Source organism: Spirochaetia bacterium 38H-sp (genome assembly GCA_039023545.1).
Taxonomy (GTDB): domain Bacteria; phylum Spirochaetota; class Spirochaetia; order Winmispirales; family Winmispiraceae; genus Rarispira; species Rarispira pelagica.
In genome coordinates this window covers 1-24,002 of the sequence record JBCHKQ010000006.1, presented here as the reverse complement: position 1 = coordinate 24,002, position 24,002 = coordinate 1, and the positions used below count along the sequence as shown (strand labels likewise).

At 38.2% G+C, this 24,002-nt stretch carries 22 protein-coding genes; 17 read left to right on the top strand and 5 right to left on the bottom strand.

Going from position 1 to position 24,002, the window contains the following annotated elements; genetic code table 11:
• Positions 1-43: 43 nt before the first annotated feature.
• Positions 44-1,525, bottom strand: a complete 1,482-nt coding sequence (locus tag WKV44_09960) for a pallilysin-related adhesin (protein ID MEM5948864.1) — start codon at positions 1,523-1,525, stop codon at positions 44-46.
• 193 nt (positions 1,526-1,718) lie between these two features.
• Here WKV44_09960 and WKV44_09955 point away from each other — a divergent pair, with 193 nt between their 5' ends.
• The 4 genes from WKV44_09955 to guaA are packed head-to-tail and all read left to right on the top strand — an operon-like array spanning position 1,719 to position 7,375.
• Positions 1,719-3,155 carry a lyase family protein gene (locus tag WKV44_09955; protein MEM5948863.1) on the top strand — a complete coding sequence of 479 codons (1,437 nt, stop codon included), beginning with the start codon at positions 1,719-1,721 and terminating at the stop codon, positions 3,153-3,155.
• A complete protein-coding gene (guaB, locus tag WKV44_09950) occupies positions 3,155-4,591 on the top strand; it encodes an IMP dehydrogenase (GenBank protein ID MEM5948862.1) in 1,437 nt (478 codons plus the stop codon). Before WKV44_09955 ends, guaB begins: the two co-directional genes overlap by 1 nt.
• Positions 4,592-4,613: 22 nt before the next feature.
• On the top strand, positions 4,614-5,840 hold the full coding sequence (gene purA / locus WKV44_09945; GenBank protein ID MEM5948861.1) for an adenylosuccinate synthase: 1,227 nt from the start codon (positions 4,614-4,616) through the stop codon (positions 5,838-5,840).
• Positions 5,825-7,375 carry a glutamine-hydrolyzing GMP synthase gene (gene guaA / locus WKV44_09940; protein ID MEM5948860.1) on the top strand — a complete coding sequence of 517 codons (1,551 nt, stop codon included), beginning with the start codon at positions 5,825-5,827 and terminating at the stop codon, positions 7,373-7,375. Before purA ends, guaA begins: the two co-directional genes overlap by 16 nt.
• A 4-nt stretch (positions 7,376-7,379) precedes the next feature.
• On the opposite strand, the gene WKV44_09935 is transcribed toward guaA, so the two are convergent.
• The 3 genes from WKV44_09935 to WKV44_09925 are packed head-to-tail and all read right to left on the bottom strand — an operon-like array spanning position 7,380 to position 8,606.
• A complete protein-coding gene (locus WKV44_09935) occupies positions 7,380-7,784 on the bottom strand; it encodes a hypothetical protein (protein ID MEM5948859.1) in 405 nt (134 codons plus the stop codon).
• On the bottom strand, positions 7,781-8,089 hold the full coding sequence (locus tag WKV44_09930; GenBank protein ID MEM5948858.1) for a hypothetical protein: 309 nt from the start codon (positions 8,087-8,089) through the stop codon (positions 7,781-7,783). The genes WKV44_09935 and WKV44_09930 overlap by 4 nt, the downstream gene beginning before the upstream one ends.
• On the bottom strand, positions 8,082-8,606 hold the full coding sequence (locus WKV44_09925) for an RNA polymerase sigma factor (protein ID MEM5948857.1): 525 nt from the start codon (positions 8,604-8,606) through the stop codon (positions 8,082-8,084). Before WKV44_09925 ends, WKV44_09930 begins: the two co-directional genes overlap by 8 nt.
• Before the next feature lie 141 nt (positions 8,607-8,747).
• On the opposite strand from WKV44_09925, the gene WKV44_09920 reads away from it, so the two are divergent.
• The 7 genes from WKV44_09920 (at position 8,748) to WKV44_09890 (ending at position 15,775) form a co-directional block, all read left to right on the top strand.
• Positions 8,748-10,136, top strand: a complete 1,389-nt coding sequence (locus WKV44_09920) for a TolC family protein (protein MEM5948856.1) — start codon at positions 8,748-8,750, stop codon at positions 10,134-10,136.
• Positions 10,136-11,233, top strand: coding sequence for an efflux RND transporter periplasmic adaptor subunit (locus tag WKV44_09915; GenBank protein ID MEM5948855.1), 1,098 nt, complete (start codon positions 10,136-10,138; stop codon positions 11,231-11,233). Before WKV44_09920 ends, WKV44_09915 begins: the two co-directional genes overlap by 1 nt.
• A 6-nt stretch (positions 11,234-11,239) precedes the next feature.
• Complete coding sequence (locus tag WKV44_09910; GenBank protein ID MEM5948854.1) at positions 11,240-11,923, top strand: ABC transporter ATP-binding protein; 684 nt, start codon at positions 11,240-11,242, stop codon at positions 11,921-11,923.
• Positions 11,920-13,116: an ABC transporter permease gene (locus tag WKV44_09905; GenBank protein MEM5948853.1), complete on the top strand. Its 1,197-nt coding sequence runs from the start codon at positions 11,920-11,922 to the stop codon at positions 13,114-13,116. Before WKV44_09910 ends, WKV44_09905 begins: the two co-directional genes overlap by 4 nt.
• A gap of 208 nt (positions 13,117-13,324) precedes the next feature.
• Positions 13,325-14,143, top strand: coding sequence for a M23 family metallopeptidase (locus WKV44_09900; protein ID MEM5948852.1), 819 nt, complete (start codon positions 13,325-13,327; stop codon positions 14,141-14,143).
• A 144-nt stretch (positions 14,144-14,287) separates the two neighbouring features.
• Complete coding sequence (locus tag WKV44_09895; protein MEM5948851.1) at positions 14,288-15,211, top strand: sigma-70 family RNA polymerase sigma factor; 924 nt, start codon at positions 14,288-14,290, stop codon at positions 15,209-15,211.
• A 3-nt stretch (positions 15,212-15,214) separates the two neighbouring features.
• Positions 15,215-15,775, top strand: a complete 561-nt coding sequence (locus tag WKV44_09890) for a cob(I)yrinic acid a,c-diamide adenosyltransferase (protein MEM5948850.1) — start codon at positions 15,215-15,217, stop codon at positions 15,773-15,775.
• Here the strand turns inward: WKV44_09890 and WKV44_09885 are convergent.
• A complete protein-coding gene (locus WKV44_09885; GenBank protein ID MEM5948849.1) occupies positions 15,745-16,278 on the bottom strand; it encodes an 8-oxo-dGTP diphosphatase in 534 nt (177 codons plus the stop codon). The genes WKV44_09890 and WKV44_09885 overlap by 31 nt on opposite strands.
• 32 nt (positions 16,279-16,310) lie before the next feature.
• Here WKV44_09885 and WKV44_09880 point away from each other — a divergent pair, with 32 nt between their 5' ends.
• The 6 genes from WKV44_09880 to WKV44_09855 all read left to right on the top strand — a co-directional run.
• On the top strand, positions 16,311-17,543 hold the full coding sequence (locus WKV44_09880) for a DUF763 domain-containing protein (GenBank protein ID MEM5948848.1): 1,233 nt from the start codon (positions 16,311-16,313) through the stop codon (positions 17,541-17,543).
• 158 nt (positions 17,544-17,701) lie between these two features.
• Positions 17,702-18,928, top strand: a complete 1,227-nt coding sequence (locus WKV44_09875; GenBank protein MEM5948847.1) for an extracellular solute-binding protein — start codon at positions 17,702-17,704, stop codon at positions 18,926-18,928.
• A gap of 57 nt (positions 18,929-18,985) precedes the next feature.
• A complete protein-coding gene (locus tag WKV44_09870) occupies positions 18,986-19,999 on the top strand; it encodes a sugar ABC transporter permease (protein MEM5948846.1) in 1,014 nt (337 codons plus the stop codon).
• Entirely contained in the window at positions 19,996-20,868 is an 873-nt protein-coding gene (locus tag WKV44_09865; GenBank protein MEM5948845.1) for a sugar ABC transporter permease, read from the top strand. Before WKV44_09870 ends, WKV44_09865 begins: the two co-directional genes overlap by 4 nt.
• 274 nt (positions 20,869-21,142) lie before the next feature.
• Positions 21,143-23,416 carry a glycoside hydrolase family 31 protein gene (locus WKV44_09860; protein ID MEM5948844.1) on the top strand — a complete coding sequence of 758 codons (2,274 nt, stop codon included), beginning with the start codon at positions 21,143-21,145 and terminating at the stop codon, positions 23,414-23,416.
• 4 nt (positions 23,417-23,420) lie between these two features.
• On the top strand, positions 23,421-24,002 hold a 582-nt coding region (locus WKV44_09855; protein ID MEM5948843.1), incomplete at its 3' end, for a LacI family DNA-binding transcriptional regulator.

The window sequence follows — 24,002 nt, the reverse complement described above, 5'->3', positions numbered from 1 at the left end:
GTTTTTTGTAAAAAGGCGATGACTGTAGTCAGCGCCGTTCGGTTTATTGTTTTTTTGTTTCTAGTTGCTGCAATGTGGTTGATAGTTCTCCTGGTATTGGTGTTATTTCTCTGGCTTTAAGGGTGACTGGTGTGAGGGTTATTTCTTTCTTTTTTCCTATGTCTGTGTTGGTTTCGGTATACAGGAGGCTGTAGTAAAGTCTTTTCTGAGTATCCTTTATTCTTATCTCAAGGATTGTATGGTCTTTTATTTTGTATATTGTATAATATCCTTCTATGTTTTTATCAGGTGATATTATTTTTATTCTGTTGGGTGTGTAGAATATAATTTCTCCGCCGCTGGTTTCGTTATAAAAACGTCCGGACAGATAACTTGCTCCAAGTATAGGGATGTACTCATACTTTAGAAGGCTTTTTTGCAATCCGTAGGTTAGGCGAGAATACGTTCCCGACCATGAGAATGTGTCCTGTGTTTGCAGATTGCTTGCTGATATTTTTATTGTGTTTTCATCTGTAATTGTAACGTAGAAATATTGTGACAAATTGGCAAGAATTTTGCTCCTTGCATTGATTCCAAGTCCGCTGTAGATATTTTTTACTGAGCTTTTCCAAATATATGCTTCTTGAATATCGGTTGAGAAAAAGGTTATCTCTCTATTTTGTAGGTCAAAATCTACAAAAAGGCGCTTACTGCCCGATTCTTTAAACCATGGTCCCGAGAGAAAGGTCTCAATATCATTTGCTGTGCCTTCAAAGAGCTTTTTTAAATCATCGGATTCTATCTTCTTGTTCTCTTCCGTATAGCCTGCCTTTTCGTATGTTCTGTTGAGAGGATTCCATTTGTAAACCGTTGTTGTTATTATATTCTTCTCACTATTGTCAGAAAGCTCCTGAGTGACTTGCAAATCAAAAGCTTCCCCGTCAGCTTGACCTCTGGAATATGCTGCAGATCTGTTTTTATGCAGAATTTCAACCTTTCCTTTTGTCCTTATATCAAAAATGGTAGAATAGATAAGAGAAATTCCCCATGGAGAAAGCTCTCTCTGGTATATGGTAAACACTTGCTCGCCGCGAGCATCTATTCCCTCTACAATAAGCTCATTGATATGGTTTCCTGTTATGTCCATAGGTGTAACACTAAAAAAGTGTGGATTAACAGCCTCTAGAACAGTGGACCATGCCCGCCTGTAAACCTCCCTAAGGCTGTCATAATCTACAACCGCAAGCTCTATCCTGCTTGCTGCATCATTTTTCTTCTTATAAGCGATTACCTGTTCTTCATCACCATCTATATCCAGATTGGTCTGAATAATATCCACAATAACATAATCATCTGGAATAGAGATGTATGGGCTGAGATTGGACTCTATATTGTCGAGTCTACCCGTATTTTGCTCTGATGAAGCCTCAATACCCGTAGAATATTCTATGATAGGACCCTTTGCAGGGAAACCGTAGTAAGATGACTTTCCGGAACATGAGGATAGAAGATATAAAAAAACAAGTAAGAATACAAACCTTCTCATAAGTGCAGTTTAGCCTGTATGAAACAATCTGCCAAGATAAATGGAAAAATAATTTATACCGAACGGGCAGCTCTCCTTAAGTCTAGCTGCCCTTGTTGCACAAACTATTTTTCAAAACTTTTAGATAAGGAAAAAACTCTCAAAGCAGTCAATTATCTTTGACAAAAGCAGGCAAATTTGACAATATGAGCACATGGAAAATAAAGACTTACGATCTCTTTACAAGAACATCTCTCCGTTGGATCACAGATATTATCTTGCCAACAGAGAATTATTTGAAAAACTCTCGTTGTATCTAAGCGAAGAAGCAACAGTAAAATATCTTCTCCAAGTAGAAGAAGCCCTTGTTCTTACACATCTGTCCATAAAAGGACTTCTTACTCCAGAATTGGAAAAAACAGTAAAAGAAGCGACAAAAAAAGTAGACCCCTCAGATGTATACCTGGAAGAAGAAAAAACTCAACACAATATAAGAGCACTAGTCAATGTCTATATGAGGTATCTTCCTGAGGACATAAGACCATATGTACACCTCGGTGCCACATCGGTAGACATAATGGATACGGCAGCTGCATTGCGATACCGTGATGTGACAAGAGAGGTTCTTCTGCCCCTCCTTATAGAAGTAGAAGAAAGACTTATAGAAATAGCAGAAAAAGAAGCTGAGACAGCTCAGGTGGGAAGAACACACGGACAGCACGCAGTTCCTATAACATTTGGATTTGCTATTGCAGAATACGTTTCCAGACTAGGAAAATCCATAAAAAAGATATCAGAGTTGGTAAGCGATCTTAGAGGCAAGTTTGCCGGTGCTGTTGGAGCCTACAATGCAACAAGCGTACTTGTAAAAGATCCGATAGAATTAGAAAAAAAGATAATGGACAGACTGGCTCTGTTGCCGTCAGACCATTCTACCCAGTTGGTAGAGCCTGAGCATCTTTTAAGACTGTTATTGGAATATAACATAGCTTTTGGAATAATTGCCAATCTGGCAGATGATTTAAGACATCTGCAAAGAACGGAGATAGGAGAAGTAAGGGAATACTTTAGTAGCACACAGGTTGGTTCTTCTACTATGCCCCACAAAAGGAATCCGTGGAACTCGGAACATGTAAAAAGCCTCTGGAAAGCATTTGCTCCACGCGTTATGACATTTTTTACAGATCAAATATCAGAACACCAGAGAGATCTTTCTAACTCCGCCTCCGGAAGGTTTATAACAGATTACCTTGCAGGATTTGCAGCAGCCTGTGCAAGAATGAACAAAATTCTAAAGGGATTGAGTGTAGAAAGAGACAGAATGCAGGCAAACCTCACTATGGGGGGAGACTTTGTGCTTGCAGAAGCCGCATACATACTCCTGGCACGCTCAGGAATATGGGAAGGACATGAGATAATCAGAAAACTCACTTTGGAGTCAGAAAAGACTGGCAAAAGACTTGTAGAGCTATTAAAAGAGGACAAGGAACTATGGTCTAAGCTTGCCAGAGCCCTGGCTGAAACTACAGGCGATAATCCTGAGCTTTTCTTCTCTGAGCCATGGCGTTATAGGGGTAAAGCAACTGATAAGGCTATTTCCCTTGCAAATCTCTATAAAAAAGAAATGCAAAATATCAAGGAGTCATTATAATGACAATAAAAGAAGCATTGAGTTATGACGACGTTCTTCTTATACCCGCTTATGCTGATTTTTTGCCTTCTCAGGCAGATGTAAAAACCAGATTGACAGAAGGACTTGTGCTAAATGTTCCTATAATTTCTGCTGCCATGGATACGGTTACGGAAAAAGAGCTGGCTATAGCCCTTGCTCTGCAGGGAGGAATAGGAATAATACACAGAAATCTCTCTCCTCAGGAGCAGGCAGAACAAGTTAGTTCTGTAAAAAGATTCTTAAATTGGATTATTGATAAGCCAGTAACTGTAAAACATGACGATAAACTCTCTGTAGCACGTTCTCTAATGTCAAGATATGGAATATCCGGTCTTCCTGTTATAGATGATTCTGGCATACTGTGCGGAATAATAACAGGACGAGACTTGCGTTTTTCAAAAGATGACAGTATGGAAGTCTCTTCTATTATGACACGTGACGTTGTGTACGAAGAAGGACGTCCATCCATAGATCAGGCGCAGGAACTATTTGATAAACACAAGGTAGAAAAACTGCCCCTTGTGGATAGCAATAAAAAACTTATAGGTCTTGTTACTGTAAAGGATATAGAAAAACATCAGAAGTATCCCAACGCCGCTACGGATAAAAAAGGCAGACTTATAGTAGGTGCGGCAGTGTCACCAATAGATATAGATAAGAGAATGCCTCTTCTTGTTGAAGCTGGTGTGGATGTTGTAGTAATAGATACTGCACATGGGGATAGCCTCAATGTTATCAATGCTGTAAAAAAACTTAAGACAAGCTATCCTGTTCCAGTGATAGGAGGTAATGTCGCTACTGCAGAGGGTGTCAGACATCTCATTGATGCCGGAGCTGATATTATCAAGGTTGGAGTAGGTCCAGGTTCTATATGTACAACCAGAATAGTAGCGGGTATAGGTATGCCACAGTTTTCAGCTGTATTGGAATGTGCGGAAGAAGCCTCAAAACATAATATACCGGTAATTGCAGACGGTGGCATCAAGTTTTCTGGTGATATTGTCAAGGCAATAGGAGCCGGTGCCCATGCCGTAATGATTGGTAATCTATTTGCAGGTCTTAAAGAAGCTCCAGGTAGAGAGATCATATATGAGGGAAGGATATTTAAATCCTACAGAGGCATGGGGTCCATAGGAGCAATAAAAGAAGGCTCAGGAGACAGATATCAGATGGCACAGGGAGAGGAGCCTGTACCTGAGGGGGTAGAGGGACGAGTACCTTATAAGGGAGAGCTCTCTGCTTATCTACATCAGTTGGTATCAGGTCTTAAGAAAGGTATGGGATATTGCGGATGCAAGACACTGGAAGAGCTTAGAAACTATAAGAGATTTATAAAAATAACCAATGCGGGACTGAGGGAAAGTCATGCCCACGATGTGACAATAACTCAGGAGCCACCCAATTATTCCAGATAGAAAATATTAAATAGGAGATTTCATGAACGTAGTAGTAATAGGAGCACAATGGGGGGACGAAGGAAAGGGTAAAATAGTTGATTATCTGGCAAGCAGGGCAAATCTTGTAGTCAGATACTCAGGTGGAGCCAATGCAGGACATACAATAGTGCATGCTGGAAAAACGTATAAACTACACTTGATTCCTTCTGGGATAATATATCCAGAAACAAAGGTTATCCTTGGAACAGGCATGGTAATAGATTTGGAGTCTCTTTTTAAAGAACTGGAAGAATTGGAACAAAATGGCATTGATTGGACCGGTCGCGTTTTTATATCTGATAGGGCTCATGTGGTCTTCCCCAAATATAAAGAAGAAGACGTTATGACAGAAAAGATGAGAAGACGACCTATAGGTACAACTGGCAGAGGAATAGGCGTAACCTACAGTAAGAAAGCTTCCAGAGATGGCATAAGAATAGCAGATTTGTTTGATCCGGATATAAAAAGCATGTTAACAGAAGAAGAAAAAGATTATATTTCTCCATATCTGGATAAAATAAAACCTCTTATTGTAAAGATGGTCCCATTTATGAGAAATTATAGGGAAAAAAACGTTCTTTTTGAAGGCGCACAAGGGTTTATGCTTGATATAGATATGGGAACATATCCTTTTGTTTCTTCCGGCATATCAGCTGCTGCTGGGGCATGCCAGGGTAGCGGAGTAGGTCCCAGAGCTATCGATGCTGTATATGGTGTTTTTAAGGCATATTCTACCAGAGTAGGTAATGGCCCATTTCCTAGTGAGTTTTCCGAGGAAGAAAAAGCCATTGAGGAAAGCATAAGAGAAATAGGCAACGAGTACGGGACTACTACCGGCAGAGCAAGGAGATGCGGCTATCTTGATCTTGTTGCGCTAAAATATGCATGCGAAGCCAATCAGCTAGACGGACTGGTTCTAACCCATCTTGATACATATGACAGTTTTGACAAAATCGGCTTATGTGTAGCGTATGAAATAAACGGAGAAGAAACAACAGAATTCCCTACAACAATATCAGAGCTGGAGTCTGCAAAACCTGTTATCAAATATTTTAAGGGATGGAAAAAGGATTTATCCGTCTATAAAGACTATAAGTCCTTTCCCCAAGAAGCCATAGACTATGTTAAATTTATAGAAGAATATACAGGTACGGATATAGTTATTGTTTCCGTAGGAAAAGATAGAGATAAAACTATAATGAGAAAGGATTTATGGAAAAAATACTAGTCCTAGACTTTGGAGGGCAAACCTGCCAGCTTATTGCCAGAAGAATAAGAGATATTGGGGTATATTCCGAGATTCTTCCTGGAGATACAAAAATTACGGATAAAATTATGGAAGATGTAAAAGGCATAATTTTATCTGGTTCTCCTTATTCTGTGTATGATAAAGATTCACCGCATGTAGATAACAGAGTGTTTGATATTGGAGTTCCAGTTCTCGGAATATGTTACGGTGCTCAGCAGATAACACATCTTAATGGTGGTAAGGTCATGCCACTTGACCATAGAGAATATGGACGTGCAAGATTACACTTTGATAATTCTTTTGACCTGTTTCAGAATGTTCCTCAGGAGTTTATATCCTGGATGAGCCACGGAGATACTATTGTAGAACTTCCAGAATTGTATAAAGTATGTGCAAGGTCTGAGAATAATATTATAGCAGCTTTTAAGCACAAAAACCTTCCCATCTATGGAATACAATTTCATCCGGAAGTAACACACTGTGAATATGGCACTCGGATTCTGGAAAACTTTGCTATAAATATATGCGGATGTCGTAAGGAATGGACAATGCAAAACTATCTTGATGATGTTTCACAAGATATAAAAAAACAAGTCGGGGACGAAGATGTCCTTTTGCTTATTTCTGGTGGCGTTGATTCCACTGTTGTTGCCGGTATCCTTCTCAAAGCTCTTCCTCCAGCGCAAGTACATCTTATGTATGTTGATACCGGACTTATGAGAAAGAATGAAACAATAGAGGTAGAAGAAAATTTAAAAAGATTGGGAGCAAAGAATCTGTATATAGTAAATGCAGAAGAAAAATTTCTTTCTGCTCTAAAAGGTAAGGAAGATCCAGAAGAGAAAAGAAGAATAATAGGTGATCTTTTTATAAAAATACAACAGGAAGAAATAGAAAAAAGGAATGTCAATGCTTCCTTTTTGGCGCAAGGTACTCTTTATACGGATATGATAGAATCCGGCAAGGGCGTAGGTAGCAAAGCCAAGGTCATAAAATCCCATCATAATGTAAGATCTCCTCTTGTAGAACAAAAGAGAAGAGAAAATAAGATAATAGAGCCTCTCTCTATGCTTTATAAGGACGAGGTAAGAAGATTAGGCCGTTTTATTGGTATATCAGAGTCAGTTCTTGAGAGGCATCCCTTTCCCGGACCTGGGCTTGCTGTAAGAATTTTGGGTGAAGTTACCAAAGAAAAATGCGAAATTTTACGAGAAGCTGACTATATATACATAAACGAATTAAAAAATCGCGGACTCTATAATGACATATGGCAGGCTTTTGCGGTTCTTCTTCCTGTAAAGTCAGTAGGTGTTACTGGAGATGACAGACATTACGGCTATGTACTTGCCTTGCGGGCTGTTGTTTCCAGCGATGGTATGACTGCTGATGCTTATCCTTTTCCCATGAAGGATTTGCTAGAAATTTCTGCCATGATTACCAATAGAGTAAAATCGATTGGTAGAGTGGTATATGATGTTTCCAGCAAACCTCCTGCAACAATAGAGTGGGAGTAGTGTTCTATCTTTCAGGAGGGGGAGGCGGTATATAGTCTTTGCCCCTTCTGGAAAATATTATTTCTTCCAACTTTTTTTGCTGTTCTGTGTTAAGTATTGTTTTTAGCTCAGAATACATATTTGTAAGTTCGGTAAAAACTTCTTTTCTGAGCGCCTTTTCTTTTTCTTTTATTATTTTGTCATATTTTTCTGTTATCTCTGTTATTTTTTCTTCTTGTGTGCTGTTCAAATTAAGAAGATTTAGTATCCTTTTCTGTAGAATATCGTCTGTTTGGGGTTTTTTCCATAATATTCTCATAGCTTCTGGATTATTTCTAAAATAAAAAATAGAACCTGAGAATCCTGCAACTATCCCGGAGATAAAAATAAGAATTATTATTGATATTGCTATTATTTTTTCTTTTTTCATTTTAAAACCTCACTTATAGTGTTTTCTACCAATATTCCTGCAATTTGTTCTGCTGTATCGCTTTTTTCTACTGTGTTGAGAAATATTAAAGAGGAGAAAGACAGTATTATTCCTAAAGAAGCTGCCATTATGACTGGTTTTGCCATAGTTGTAATATATTCCCATAGCTCAAATGTTTTCTCTTTAAAATTGTTTGTTTGTAAATCTATATTCTCTATTTTTTCCATTAATTTTTGTGTAAAATCAGAAGAAAATTGTATATTGGCAAAAGTCTTTAACTTTTTATATATCTTATCATCATTCATCACTTTCCTCCTCAAGAGTTCTGTATATTTCCTTAAATTTTTTTCTTGCTCTACTAAGTCCAGACAATACTGTTCCCTCGGGTATATTAAGAGTCATTGCGATTTCTTTGACAGGCATATCATTTATGTAAAAAAGGGTTAGAAGTGTTCTGTGTTTTTTGTTGAGCCTTTTCATGACAGTATTTATTATCTGCTTTTCCAGGACATTATTCTTTTCTTCCGCAGCAGAGATTTCTTCTATAAGATGAGATTCCTGCCTTTTTGCTTTCTTTTTTTTATAATTTAAGCTTTCATTTATTGCTATTCTTATGATATATGTTTTTATGGAAGAATCTCCCTTGAAATTTTTTATATTTTTATAAAGTTTTATAAATACATCCTGTCCTATATCTTCTATATCGCCTGTTTTGCCTGTGATTCCTGCTATTGTTTTGGCAACATCATCTTTATATTTTTCCACTATCATAGAAAAAGCCTTTTTATCTCCGTTTTTTGCTGCTTTTATTATGTTGTCCACACCTTATTTCCCTGTAGTTATTTTTACTCATCTTATTATATTAGACAAGTTTTTAATCTTTTTTATTCCATTTTTAATTATATGATGGAATATTTTTACATTCCATATTGTCAAATAGAGTAAAAATACTCGGAGTATTGTATGGTGAGATATAGGATAACTTTGGTTTTATTCTTATTTGGGTTTTTATCTTCTATTAGTTCTCTGGATTTTTCTTCTGTATTGGATGCAGCCTTATCCATTGATAAGGAGTATAAAATACTAAATTTACAGAAAGAAAATAGTCTTCTTGATCTAGAGCCAGAAGGACTAAATATATCTTTACAAGGAGAATCTTACGATGATTATGACAATAGTTTGATTTTCATCTCTAGAGATGCAGATACAGCTGGATATTCAATTTCTATTTCTCCTGTTTTGGGTATATCAATGGGGGGAAGCTTAGGTACTTCATTTTCTATTTCTATGCCATATTCAATTGATACTATAGATGATTCTTTTTCTTTTTCTCCAGGGATTGTTGTAGAGCAGCCATTGATAGGATATCCATATTCTTCTAGATCTGAATATGTGACCCTAGAATATCAGCTCCTTAGCGTAAAGCAAGACATAATAAAGAGAAGAGCAGAGTTGGCACTAGAAATTCTAGATATAGTACAAGATATTATAGAGATTAAAAAAGAACTCTTAGCTGTGGACTCGGAAATTGATTCATTGGAGAATGATATAAATCTTATTAAAAAATCTACAACTAATAAAAATTCTCTTGAATTCAGAAAAAAAGATTATGAACTAAGAAAGCAAGTAAATACTAAGAAAAATCTTATTTCATCTCTTAAAATTAAAAGATCTATGTATAAAAGCCTCACAGGAACTGATGAAATTCCGGAGATAGATGAAAGTGAATTTGATATTCCGGAAGATAGTAAGTTATCTTTTTCTTATATTTTAGCGAGTAAATACACAGAAAAAACAGAAGCGGATTATCAGGATGCTGTAAACCCCATACCAGAAATAAGTCTTTTGGGAGGATGTAAGATTGTTTTTTCTAATTCTGGATACGAAGAGGGAATTGTTGAGTCCGGAGCAAATTTATATCTTGGATCTTCTACAGCTTCTATATCTTTAAATTATAATATTTCATCTAGCTCATTATCTATGGCTATAGGACTAGGAATAAATATTGATACAACTAATAAAGATGTGCGTGAAAGGCAAAATAGTCTTGAAGAGGCTAGATTAAAGGAAGAATTAGAAATTTATTCTGCAGAAAACAATATAAAAGATTGTAAATTATTGTATCAACAATATAAGGAGGATATAGAGTTTGCTAGAGAAAATCTGATTCTATCAAAAGAAGAGTATCAGCTTGTTAATGCCGCATTTGAGAAAGGCGCTGCTTCTGAGTTGGATGTAAAAAATAGTCAAAGAGAGATAGATGAAGCTAATTATGATCTTGTTATAGCGAAGATTAATATGTTGTCTTTGTTTTATCAAATAAAAAGAGATTTTTTACTGGAGGAATTCTAATGACAAGAAAAAAAAAGACAGTATTGTTTATAGTTCTTATTGTTATTATTGTTGTAGCAATCATATCCTTTTTTATGATAGCTAGACAGAAGAAGGCTACTTCTTCTCCCAATGTCCCAAATATCTTTAAGGTTATAAGCAAGGTTAGTAGTGAGACAGTTGATATTTCTGGTAATGTAGAAGCAATGTATGATTATGATGTTGTTTCCTATGGTTCTGGAATTGTTACTTCTGTATTTGTCACCGATGGAGATACTGTAAACAAAGGTGAGCTTCTTTTGAAACTAGATGATATTGAGCAGAAATACAATCTTGAAAATGCTATTTTAAGCTTGAGTGAAGCGGAGGTTTCTGGTTCTGAGTCAGAAATTTCTCTGGCTCGTCTTAAGGTAAAAATAGAAAGTAGTAATCTTTTACATCAAAGTGTATATAGCCCTGCCAATGGGATAATTACGGATTTTAGTGTGGAAGAAGGAGCCTTTATCTCTGAGAATGAAATTATTGCACGTGTTCTAGACCCAAGTAAGCTTATGGCAGAGGTCAGTGTAGATGAAATTGATATTACCCAAGTTAGAGAAGGCCAAAAAGTAAAATTTATTTTTGATGTCATCCCCGATGTGGAAGTATATGGCTATGTGGATTACATTGCACCATATGCTACTGTTAACAGTCAGGGAATTGCTGCTGTTTCCGTGAAAATTATCTTGGATTCTGTTCCTGATGTTATAAAACCTGGTTTTTCTTTCTCAGGCGAGATTATTACTTCCGAATCTGAAAAAATATTGCTCATAGAAAAGAAGGCCGTTTCTACCAAAAATGATGAGTTTTACGTTCTTCTGGCTCCTTCTGATGATAGCAATCGTCCCGAGCTCAAGAAAATCAGAGTGGAAGACTATGACGACACTTATTATAAGATTATTTCTGGTTTGGAAGAAGGCGACTCTGTTATCATGCCTATCAGCGATAAAACAAAAAATGGTAAGTCCGATGACAAAGAAAATAATGGCCTTTTTGGTCCTGTACAGATACCGGGAATGGGTCCAGGTCCCGGTCCAGGTCCCGGACAAAGACCTAACAACGGACAGCAGGGAAGGTAGGGGAATATGAGTTCTTGTGTTGTTTCCGGAAGAGGTGTTGTAAAGGATTACCCTATGGGTGGCATAAGTGTGCGGGCTCTTGATGGTGTAGATTTTGACATACATGCTGGCGAGTTTGTTTCTATCATGGGTCCTTCTGGTTCTGGTAAGTCAACTCTCATGCATATCATAGGTTGTCTTGATGTACCAACTAGTGGTCTTATAGAAATAGATGGAATAGATGTGTCAGGATATTCTGAGACCGAGCTTGCAAAAATAAGAAATAAGAAAATTGGATTTGTTTTCCAACAGTTTTTTTTGCTTCCCAGGCTTAACCTTATAGAGAATGTGGAAGTGCCTTTACTTTATGCAGGGATTGATTATCAAAAGAGGCGTCAGAAAGCAGTAGAAATGCTTAATGCGGTAGGTCTGGGTGATAGATTGTATCATAAACCTGGAGAATTATCCGGAGGACAAAGACAGCGTGCTGCTATAGCCAGAGCACTTGTAAATGATCCGGAAATTATTCTTGCTGATGAGCCTACTGGTGCCTTGGATAGTGTTACGGGTGAAAAAATACTTGAGCTTTTTAAAGGAATAAATAAAAAAGGCAAGACTATTATTGTGGTTACCCATGATAACGAGGTAGCTTCTTATGCGGATAGGACTATAAGACTAAGGGATGGAAAAATTGTGGAGAGTGCTTTATGAAAATGATTGCGGAAAGTATAAGATTGGCTTTTGTCAGTCTGTGGCATAACAGGGGCCGCACCATTCTATCTATGCTGGGAATTATTATAGGTGTTGCTTCGGTCATTATAATAACATCCATTGGCAGCAGTGCATCCAATAGTGTAAAAAAACAGATAGAAAGCGTAGGATTAAATACTATCTCTGTTTTTCCAGGAAAGGGAGAGAGGGAGGCTGCAAGACTTTCTGATTTTGCTCTTGCGGAAAAGATACAAAAGCAGTTTCCTGATTTTGATACTGTTCTTCCTACTCAGCGTACATCTGCTACTCTGACATATGGTAAATACAGTTCTGATGTAACTGTAATGGGCGTGTTTACTGATTTTGCTTCTGTTTTTTCTTATTCTGCAGCAAGTGGCAGTTTCTTTTCCGATTCTGATTATGAGAGAAGAAAAAACGTAGTGGTTCTTGGTTCTGATGTTGCTGAGGATTTATTCCCTGATGGAGATGCTATAGGAAAGTATGTAAGGCTCTTTAGGGACGTGCCCGTCAGATTAAAGGTGGTGGGTGTTATGGAGTCACGCTCGGATACTATTGGTATCAGTTTTGACTCTTCTGTTTTTGTTCCTTACTCCACTTATATTTCTTCTATAGAAAATACCGATGTTGTAGGTATGTATATTGTCAATGTAAAAGATGGAGCTGATGTTGTAAACTTAGCTTCCGAGCTGGAAGATTATCTTGTATCCATTGCCGGGGATAATTCGGAAGCATTCAGGGTTGTCTCTGCTGCAACCATCGCTGACATGTATTCTCAAGTTACGGATACACTTTCGCTTCTATTGGGGGGCGTAGCTGCGATATCTCTTATAGTTGGGGGAATCGGTATTATGAACATTATGCTGGTCTCAGTTACGGAGAGAACTCGTGAGATTGGTATAAGAAAAGCAATGGGTGCGAGCCCGTTTTTTATCAGGCTTCAGTTTCTGATTGAATCCGTTGTTCTGACAATTACCGGAGGATTTATAGGGCTTATCATGGGGGTATTAATCAGCTGGGGCATAACTCTTCTGTTTTCTTGGGACTTTTCTCTCAACCTGTTTGCGTTGGCAGCCTCTTTTGTCTTTGCCTTTGCAGTGGGCGTTTTCTTTGGATTTTATCCTGCTTACAAAGCTTCCCGTCTTGATCCTGTCAAAGCTCTTGCCTTTGAATAGTTTTGCCGAAGGCAGGAGGGCTGCGACCTTCTTTTTATATCGAACGCACAGTCCGCTAGTGCGGACTGTGCTGCCTCTAGGCAGAAGATGCAAAGAACAAACATAACAGGGCGCAGTCCCGACGTTCGGTATAATTTGATATTTTTTTAATTATGTTGTATGCTAGTCATATAAGTTTTATGATTTTGTTTGCCGATAGAGAAGGTGCATGAGGCGTTTTTTATCTTTCTTACTGGTATTGCTGCTCTCTTCTATGTCTCTGGTTGCAGCCGATTTTCCGTCTTATTCTTATGTTGTAAAGAAAGGTGATACTGTCTATGGCATTGCCAAGCGCTTTGGTATTGCAGTAGATGACATAATAGCTGCTAACCCTGATGCAAAATCAGGGGTGATTGTACCAGGTGAGCGGTTGATTCTTCCTGGAGTCTATGCCGTAAAGAAAGGAGATACTCTTTTTTCTATTGCGCGTAGATGGGGAATCAAGGTTTCTGCTATAAAATCGGCTAACAGTTTGTCTTCTGATAATATAAAGGTTGGTGATTTGCTTATTATTCCTACGGATATATCCTTGAATCCCGGTTCTAAGTCAGATATTGCCGTTACAGAGGTAGAAGAAGATAATGCTCCATCTGATGCAACTGTCCAGCAAGCTTCTGCTGCTGTTTTTTCTTCTGATTGGATGTGGCCTCATCCTGGCAAACGCTATCTTATTAAGGGCAAAGTTAGCGGGGTGGGAATTTCTGCATCTGATGGGGAGCCTGTATATGCAGTGGTGCCGGGTAAGGTTATATGGGCTGGACCCTATGGCGCTTATGGCCTTGTTGTTATGGTTGAGTCTGCAGGTGGTTACGTGTATGTTTATGGTGGTAACAAATCTCTGGATGTTTCTCCAGGTGATGTTATAGGAAGGGGTGATGTTTTAGGATATGTAGGACGCAGTCCTTATAGGGGGAGTTACGATGTTTTTTTCTTTGTATATAAGAACGGTAGACCGGTGGATCCCTTAAAAATTCCGCGTAGCGGATAGGGAGGGAGCAAGGTCAGTTTTTTTCTCTGTTTTCTTGACTTATGCTCTTGCTAGCATTATTGTTTAGAGAAGGTAATGGATACAAAAGAAAAAAGAAAGAAAGCCCGGTCTCGTTCTGAGACCGTTATCGAGACTAGCTTGTACATGGAAGAGACAAAGGGAGAGGTAGATTCTCTTGCCATGTATCTTAAGCAAATAGCCAATTATCCTCTGCTTACTCCTGAAGAAGAACAGCAGATAGGCGAGGAAATTCATAATACCAGGAAAAGGCTGGAAGAAATAGCTTCTCTTCCTTACGAAAAACGAGCTGAGTGCTTTGATGAGAAAAGAGCTCTTGAGTTTAGACTCAGAGAACTCAAAAACCGAATGATAAACTCCAATCTCAGGCTTGTTGTTTCCATTGCAAAAAAATATCAGAATAGAGGACTTTCTCTTCTTGATTTGATTGATGAAGGGAATATCGGACTGATAGAAGCCGTAGAAAGATTTGATTATACCAAAGGCTGCAGGTTTTCTACCTATGGCACTTGGTGGATAAGGCAGGCTATTGTAAAATCCCTTGCGGATAAAAGTCGTGTTATAAGAATTCCAATACATATGTTAAATACCATAAAAAATGTTTTTCTGATGTCAAAAGAGCTTGCTCAGGATTTGGGAAGGGATCCAACCGAGGATGAGTTATCACGTTATACCGGCATATCGGATAAACGTGTAAACGAGGTTATGAAAGTTTCTCAGGAAACAGCTTCTCTGGATGTTACAGTTGATGATGAAAATATGACAACACTCGGTGATCTTATTGCTGATGATGATTTTGGAGAACCTTTTGATAGGGTTTTTGGCTTGTATCTCAAGGATGTTTTACTCAAAGTCCTAGATGAGCTTACGGAACGTGAGAAGAATGTTATTTGTCTAAGGTTTGGTCTCAACGATAACGGACCACTTACTCTGGAGGAAACAGGCAAATTACTTGGCATAACACGGGAGAGAGTTAGACAGATACAGGAAAAAGCTCTTATAAAACTGAGTCAAATTTCAATAGTAAGAGATTTTAAGCCGGAAGACTAGATTATGATTGATTTCGAAGGGGTTACTACTCGTGGAGGTGACGGAGGACTATCATCTCTTGCAAGCGGGAGAAGACTTTCAAAAAACGAACTTGTTTTTGATGTTCTTGGCGGAATAGACGAGCTTTCTTCTTGGTTGGGACTTGTAAAAGCTTATTTGCAAGAAAAGGATTCTTTTCTGTACTCTTGTCTTGAGAAGATTCAATCACGTCTTATAATTGCTGCAGGACAGGTTGCAGAGGCAGAGTATATACCTGATAAGGATAGAATTTCCAATTATGATGTGGAAGAACTGGAAAAATGGGAAAAATGGTTTATGGAGAGAGTAGAACTGCCCGACCATTTTATCTTGCCGGGTAAAAATATTGTATCAGCTCACGCAGATGTTTCCCGTACAGTATGCAGGAGACTGGAAAGACTTTTTGTTGCCTATTGCAGAGATGATTCTTCTACTCCCTTATCCATTGTTATGAAATATATCAACAGATTGTCGGATTTTTTATTTGTAGTTGCCAGATGGTTGGAAAATCCCAGTCAAAAAGATTCTACTATCTCTACATTATGATCCAGCATTTTGTCTTTTTCAAATATAAAATAAGCTTTTACTTTTTTTCCATTAAGTACATGGGGCAGCCATAGCCTGTCATCTTCCCACATTCTATCATACGGTATTTTGTCTATTTCTTGCCAAAAAGGCTTAGCTTCTTCTGTTTCTCCTGGTATTCCCGTATGGCTTTTACTGATATATGCTTCTCCGTACAAAGAATAACCATCTGTAAAAATAAAATTGAGTTCTGCATATTTTACAGGATTTATAGGAGTTATCAGTACTTCTTCTTGAGTTTCTCTTATTGCTGCTTTTATTGGTGTTTCTCCTTCTTCTATTCTTCCTCCCGGAGCATTAATCTTACCTTTTCCAAGGCCTCTTTTCTTATGGATCAATAAAATTTTATCATTGTTTATGACAAAACACAGCACAGCCTTTTCTGTAAATTGCCATTTTTTCCAATCTATATTTTTTATTTTTATCTGGTTATGTTTTTTCTCCATATGGTGTATAATAATCATATATAAAACTACTACTGTCAATTGGAATAGTTATGAACAAGAAAGGCTCATATGATCTTCCCTTGCATTACGGTAAAGTTCCCCATTGGCTTGCCTTACGTATGGAAAAACTTGCCGGTACTATCGCAGAAGAAATAGTCAGCAGTTTTGGTACCGATGGATTTTTATCCAGGATTTCCAATCCTGACTGGTTTCAGGCTTTTTCTTGTCTTTTGGGGATGGATTGGCATTCTTCCGGCAGTACTACGACATTGCTTTTTGCTCTACAGAAGGCTTTGCAAAAAAGACAGTTGGGTATTGTGATCTGCGGAGGCCGTGGACGATTTTCCAAAGATACCCCCAGGCAGCTCATGGATGTTTCTTATCGCTTTGGTGCTGATGGTGATGAGCTTGTAAAAACATCCAGACTTGTTGCAAAAATAGATAATAATTGCATTCAGGATGGCTTTTCTCTATATCTTCATACTTTTATACTTGCAGATAATGGAAAATGGTGTGTTGTGCAGCAGGGTATGAATGATGAGAAGAGGATGGCAAGAAGATATCATTGGCTTTCCGATAGTGTAGGGGACTTTTTTTCTGATCCCCACACTGCCATTATAGGTGAAAATGAAGGAGAAATTATCAATCTTTCCGATTCTAGGGCCAGTGCATCAAGAGATAGTATGCTGGATTTTCTTATCCAACCTCCAGTTTCTCAATATAATGAATTGCGCCGTATTGTCATGCCGACAAGACATAATATTCTACCAAGAGATATTAACTTGAAAAGGCTAGGAGCCATACTTGCCGCAGCCTATGACAAAGAATTAAAAAACTTTGCAGATCTTGTGCTTATGAAAAATGTGGGTCCAAGAACAATGCAATCGCTTGCTCTTGTAGCAGAACTTGTATATGGAAACCCGGTCAGGTTTAGTGATCCTGCCAGATTTTCCTTTGCACATGGAGGCAAAGATGGGCATCCGTTCCCTGTTATGACATGCATATATGATAATGTTATAGCAGAAATGGATGATATTGTGCATAAAATTAAGCTTCCTTTAGAATTAAGGCGTCCAGTTCTCAAAAATTTGCATAATTTTATTATTAGCATAGAAAGACAGAAAAAAAACATTGTCGATTTTTATAAAGTTATTGATTATAACAAAAAACAATCCATGATCTGGGGTGGAAAAACCGCTTCAGAAACTTTGAGTTCTACGTATAATAAAAGTAAAAAAATAAAATCCTATAATGATGATTCTCAGCTCATGCTTTTTGAATAATTAAAATTTTCTGAAAAAATTTGATTTTTGAGATTTCTTTTTTCTATAATAAAAACACAATATTAAGATAAAATTTTTGTTGCAGAATTTTTAATAATGCTTTATAATTAGTGCAAACGCTTGCATAGCAAGCTTTGAATCCTATGTGGAGGTGACCCATGAAGAAGTTTTTTTGGGTGTTTTTCCTTGTTTTTGCCCTTGTTGGAGCTAATGTGTTTGCTAATGGTGGGGCAGAAGAAGGTACTGAGTCTGGAGGAATGTCGATTACACTCTGGACTCAAGAAGGTGAAGCAGAAGGTGCATATGCATTTGTGCAATCGATTGCGGATGCTTATGCATCGAAGTATCCAGGTCTTACGATAGAGGTTCTTAATAAAGACACAGAAGCTCTAAGAGAAGATTTTCAGACTGCCAGCCTTGCCGGTGCTGCTCCGGACCTTTTGTGGACAGTAAATGACCATGCTGGTCCTTTTGTTGTTGCAGAGCTTATCCAACCTGTTGATGATCTAGTGGATCTTTCCAAATATGTTCCTTCAGTGTCGATGAAGGGCAAAACATGGGCTGTTCCTATTTCTAGCGGTAATCATTTTATGCTCATTTACAACAAGAAGCTTGTAGCTAATCCCCCAAAATCAACCGATGACCTAATCAAGATGTCATCTGCTCTTAAGTCAAAGGGAATTATCCCTCTTGTTTTTAATCAGACTGAGCCTTTCTGGCTTGTTCCATGGCTTGGCGGTTTTGGTGGAAAGGTCTTTGCAGACGATGGAATCACCCCGTCTCTCAATACCAAGGCTATGGTAGATACTCTCCAGTTCCTCTATGATCTCAAATATAAATACGAAATTCTTCCTGCAGAATCAGACTATGATGGTTCTGATACTCTTTTTAAAGAGGGTAAGGCTGCCATGATCATCAATGGAGACTGGTCTCTCAGCGGGTATAAGGAAGCTCTTGGTGATAAGCTGGGTGTTGCCAGGATTCCTATGGTAAGTGCAACGGGTAAATGGCCTGCACCTTATACAAGCGGAAAGTATTTTATGATTCCTGCAGAGGTTTCTGGACAGAAACTAGAAGCAGTCGTTGATTTTATCAAGTTTGCAACAAATTATGAAAACCAGATTGCAATGGTTAAGACGCTTACACGTCTTCCTGCACTCAAAGAAGCTCTCAATGATCCAATCATAAAGAGTGATGCTATTCTAAGTGCAAGTGCGGATCAGATGACTGTAGGTACTCCTATGCCTTCTGTAGTGGAGATGAGAGCTAATTGGGATGCTATGAAGCCAGAAATGAATGCTGTGCTGGCTGATCAGAAAACTCCTGCGGAAGCTGCAAAAGCAATGCAAGAAGCTGCTCTTGCTGGTGTAGAGGCATTAAAATAATAACAGCTTATAAAAAGGGGGAGCCTTAGGCTCTCCCTTTATTTTAAGGAGCATGTGATGATAGATAAAAAAATAATGGCATTATCTCTGGGACAGATAGGAGAGATGGTGCTTTATATCGGGCTTGGAGTGCTTTTTCTGGAGCTTATGCTCTTTTTGGTTGGAAAGCTAACCAAGGCAAAAAATATGCTTACATGGATGCTTCTTGCTCCTGCCATAGTTGGAATACTTGTTCTTGTTGTTTGGCCTTTGCTTTTTGAAGTAAGCCTGGCTTTTAGTAATATGAACCTAAGAACATTTAAACATCCAGAGTTTGGCATACTGCAAGGACTTTCTAACTTTGCAAGGGTTTTTACAAAACCGGTATTAAAACAGACATATTTTTTCCCTATCTTTTTGAGAACAATACTCTGGACTGTTGTACAGGTTACTGCACACGTAACCATAGGCCTTGGTCTTGCTATTCTTTTAAATAGACCAATGTTTTTAAAGAATATTTATAAGGCCATTCTTATACTTCCCTGGGCAATACCGGACATTATTTCTGGTTTGGCTTGGAGAGGAGAATTCCACTATGAGTATGGTGTATTTAATATTCTTTTGACAAAGTTGGGAGCTGAGCCAATTCCATGGAAGGCAGATCCTGTCTGGAATTTTGTGGCAATGAATATTACCAATATATGGTTAGGTGTGCCTTTTATGATGATAATAGCACTTGGCGGTCTGCAAAGCATATCAAAAGAATATTACGAAGCAGCTGATATGGATGGTGCTACAAGTTGGAATAAATTTTCCAATATAACCCTCCCGTTGCTGAAACCAATTTTGACACCTTCCATAATACTTGGCGTTATATGGACTTTTAATAACTTTAACGTACCTTACTTTATAAACCAGAATGAACTCGAATCTTCTGACATTCTTGTTACTGCTTTATTCCGTTCTGCATTTGAATATAATCAGTACGGATTTGCGGCTGCTTTTGCAATGGTTATTTTTGCAATTCTGCTTGTTTTCTCTATCTGGTATATAAAAGTAACAGGCGGTCTTAAAGGAGTCAGAGAATCATGAACATAAAAAACAATGTCCTTTTTAGAAGAAAAATGGGGCACGACTCCATAGCTTTTAGAATTTTTACACATATCGTATTGATTATTGCATGTGTAATAGCAATTTTTCCGGTATTAAGGGTCTTGTCCGTATCCCTCAGACCGGGAGACAGACTGCTATCTACATCTCTTAGAATAATACCGGAAGGAGCAACACTTGATAACTACAGAGATGTACTTTTTAAAAAAGATTTCTTTTTATGGCTCTGGAACAGTGTTCTTATCAGTGTTTCCACCGCTTTTATAGGGCTGATGCTTGCGGCAACCTCTGCATACGCTTTTTCCCGTTGGAATTTCAAAGGCAAAAAAGCAGGTCTTGTGTTTCTTCTTTCTACTCAGATGATACCTGCTACCATGATGATGGTGCCACTCTATATTCTTGCCGCAAGGTTTGGATTTATAAACACTTATAGGGGATTAGTGCTTGCATATTCTGTAGGTTCTATTCCTTTTAGTGTATGGATGTTAAAAGGTTACTACGACACCATACCCAATACTTTGGAAGAAGCTGCCATGATAGATGGTGCAACAAGAATGCAAACATTTTATAGAATCATACTTCCCCTAGCTCTACCGGGGCTTTCCATTGCTTTTCTTTTTAATTTTATGAATTCATGGAAAGATTTTTTGCTTGCAAGAATAATGCTTCAGAAAGATTTTCTATTTACTTGGCCTCTTGGTCTTCAACAGCTTCAGGGGCAGTTTAGAACAGCATGGGGTATGTTTGCTGCAGCATCCATACTTGTTGCAATACCTGTTGTTGCTCTTTTCATTTATACATCCAGATATCTGGTATCGGGTCTTACCCTTGGCTCCGTAAAAGGAGATTGATTATGAAATTATGGAAGATAGGTATCCCTCTAAGGTATAAGTTTCTTTCTTTACCTCCTTGCTCTTTGAGAAATATTATTCTCTAGGGATGTTTGTGTAGACGTTTTGAGGGATACCGATTCTTCTGTATTACTTATTGTAATAATATCAAGAAAACGATGTTTGTTTTTCTGATATTTGATAATATTGAGATGATATTTTGTTATAATACTGGTTTCCTATACTTGGAAGTCTAAATAAGATAAAATAGGCCTCTGGCTTAGCAGGAGAACTTATGAACAACTACAAAGCTGGAAAAATAAAGTCATATAAACAGGAAAATAATACTGTAATTGCAATATATGAAGGACTGATACTAACAGTAGAAGCCATAGATAAGGCAGTTTTTAGAGTGCGAGCGGGAAGAGAGCTGCCTCTAAAAGAATACAGAAGCCTATCTGTTATTTATGATAGTAAGGCTCTGACTGCCTCTGCAGAAAAGACTGATAATGGTCTTGTGGTATCATATGAGGATTATTCTATTGTTCTGAGAGATAATGCTGCCATTGATTTTTATCATGGAAAAAAAGTCCTTTCTCATGGAGATTGTATAAATATTACGGGAGATACACTGTATGATTACAGAACTCTGGGAAAAAAAGAGGAAATACTTGGACTTGGCGAACAGGTTTCTCCTCTTAGTCGCAGAGGATATATCATAGAAAACTGGAACAATGATGCTGCTTTTCCTCATACTGAGGCAACACGACCTATGTACTGCAGTATTCCCTTTTTCATGTCTGTTAATATAAGTGACAACATTTTTTGGGGATATTTTCTTGATTCTCCGTATAAATCTATTTTTGACATAGGCAATACAGACTGGGACAAGCTTATTGTGAGTCTTTATAGAGACGACCTGACAGTGTATTTTATAGGCGGTGATACTCCTGATGAAATCATAGAAAGGTATACTGCTCTTACGGGAAGATATTCTATGCCTCCTCTCTGGGCGCTGGGGTATCATCAGTGTAAATACAGCTATATGTCTGAGACAGAAGCAAAAGAAGTTGCAACCAGACTTAGGGAAGAGAAAATACCCTGTGACGGATTCTGGTACGATATAGACTATATGGATGCATATCGTGTGTTTACGTTTGATAAAAACAGGTACCCTAATCCCAAAAAACATCTTAAAGAAATGAAAGAATTGGGATTTCATCCAGTATTTATAGTTGACCCAGGCATAAAATCGGATTCTCCCGGAGTATATGATGTCTGTGATCAGGGAAAAGCTAACGATTTTTTTATGAAATATCCTGATGGCAGACTTTTTGAGGGACGAGTATGGCCAGGACAGGTCCATTTCCCTGATTTTTCCAGAAGAGATGTTAGAGATTGGTGGGCAGATTTGCATGAGGTATATTTCTCTGCAGGAGCAGAAGGCATATGGAATGATATGAACGAGCCTGCACTTCTTAGAGAAACTATAAAAGAAGATAACACAATACCGGAAGAAGTCAGGATGTATGACGATGGCAGATGGTCGGGGCAAGACAGGATGCATAATCTTTATGCAATGTATGAAGCCATGGCGACCAGAGCTGCTTTTGATAAAATGCTTCCTGATAGAAGACCTTTTCTTCTAACGCGTTCTGGTTTTGCAGGTATACAGCGTTATGCTGCAGTGTGGACAGGTGATAATCGTTCTACTTGGGAACATCTTGCAATGTCTGTTCCTCAGCTTATCAATATGAGCCTTTCTGGTGTGGGATTTATTGGTGCTGATGTAGGCGGCTTTGGTGAAAATACCAATCCTGAGCTTATGGTGCGTTGGTATCAGCTGGGTTCTTTTTATCCTTTCTTTAGGGGGCATAATGAAAATGAGTCAAAACCTCAGGAACCTTATCTTTTTGGAGATGATATAACTGCTCTGATAAGAAAGGCTGTCTCTTTTCGTTACAGGATGCTGCCGTATCTCTATTCTCAGTTTTATCTTATGACACAAAAAGGCACCCCTGTATTTCGTCCTATTTTTTGGGAAGACAGAGCAGAGTATGCCTTTATTCGCGATCAATTTTTATGGGGTGATTCTATCATGGTTGCACCCTGTCTTGAGAAAGGACAGAAAAAGAGGCTGGTTTATGTTCCAGAGGGTATCTGGTACGACAGAAATAGTTTTGTAAAATACAATGGAAGGCAGCACGTGATAACAGACACTCCTCTTGATACTGTTCCCATATACGTAAAAGAGGGGGCTGTTATACCCGTCTATCCTTACGATATCCAGCATACAGGTCAAATTGACAGAGAAACACTGTATTTGGAAGTTTGGCCCATTGCAGAAGGAGAAAACTCTGGTATTTTTATAGAAGATGATGGTATAAGCAGGGAACAGGAAACACTCATACACAGATATACTAGAAAAAATAATCAACTTATAGTTTCTATAGATAGAAAAACATCCTATAAGAGACTTGTAATTTTGTTGCCAAACATGGATAATACTTGGGAAACTCATGAGTATGCCGTAAACTGCTCAGAGGATATGGTTATAAAAATCGGATGATATTATGAACAAGAGAAAGGTCACGATAAAGGACGTTGCAAAGATGGCTGGGGTTTCACCTTCTACGGTATCCAGGGCCATCTATGATTCTGCCCCTCTCAAGCAGGAGACTAAGGATAGAATCTTTTATGCAATGGCAAAGCTCAACTACTACCCCAATGCTGCGGCCAGATCTCTTGTGCAAAAGAAGACCATGTCTCTAGGTGTAATCCTCCCCAATGATGAGGGAGACCTTTTTTTAAACCCGTTTTTTATACATGCCTTGCGCGGACTGAGCGTATATGCTCAGTCCTGTCATTATTTTATTCTCTATGCTTTTTCCAAGGATCAAAATCAGGAATTGGAATACATCAAAGAACTTTATCGTTCCAGAAGAGTGGATGGTTTTGTAATGCTTACTGTAAGAGAGAAAGATGACTGTATAGATTATATGCAGAGCCAGAGCATACCCTTTGTAGTTATAGGTCATCCTATACCGGATGATAAAATGCTCTGGGTGGATAACGATAACTTTCAGGCTATGTATAAGCTTACCAACTGGATGATTGACAGAGGTTACAGGGATTTTGTTTTTTTGGGAGGTCCG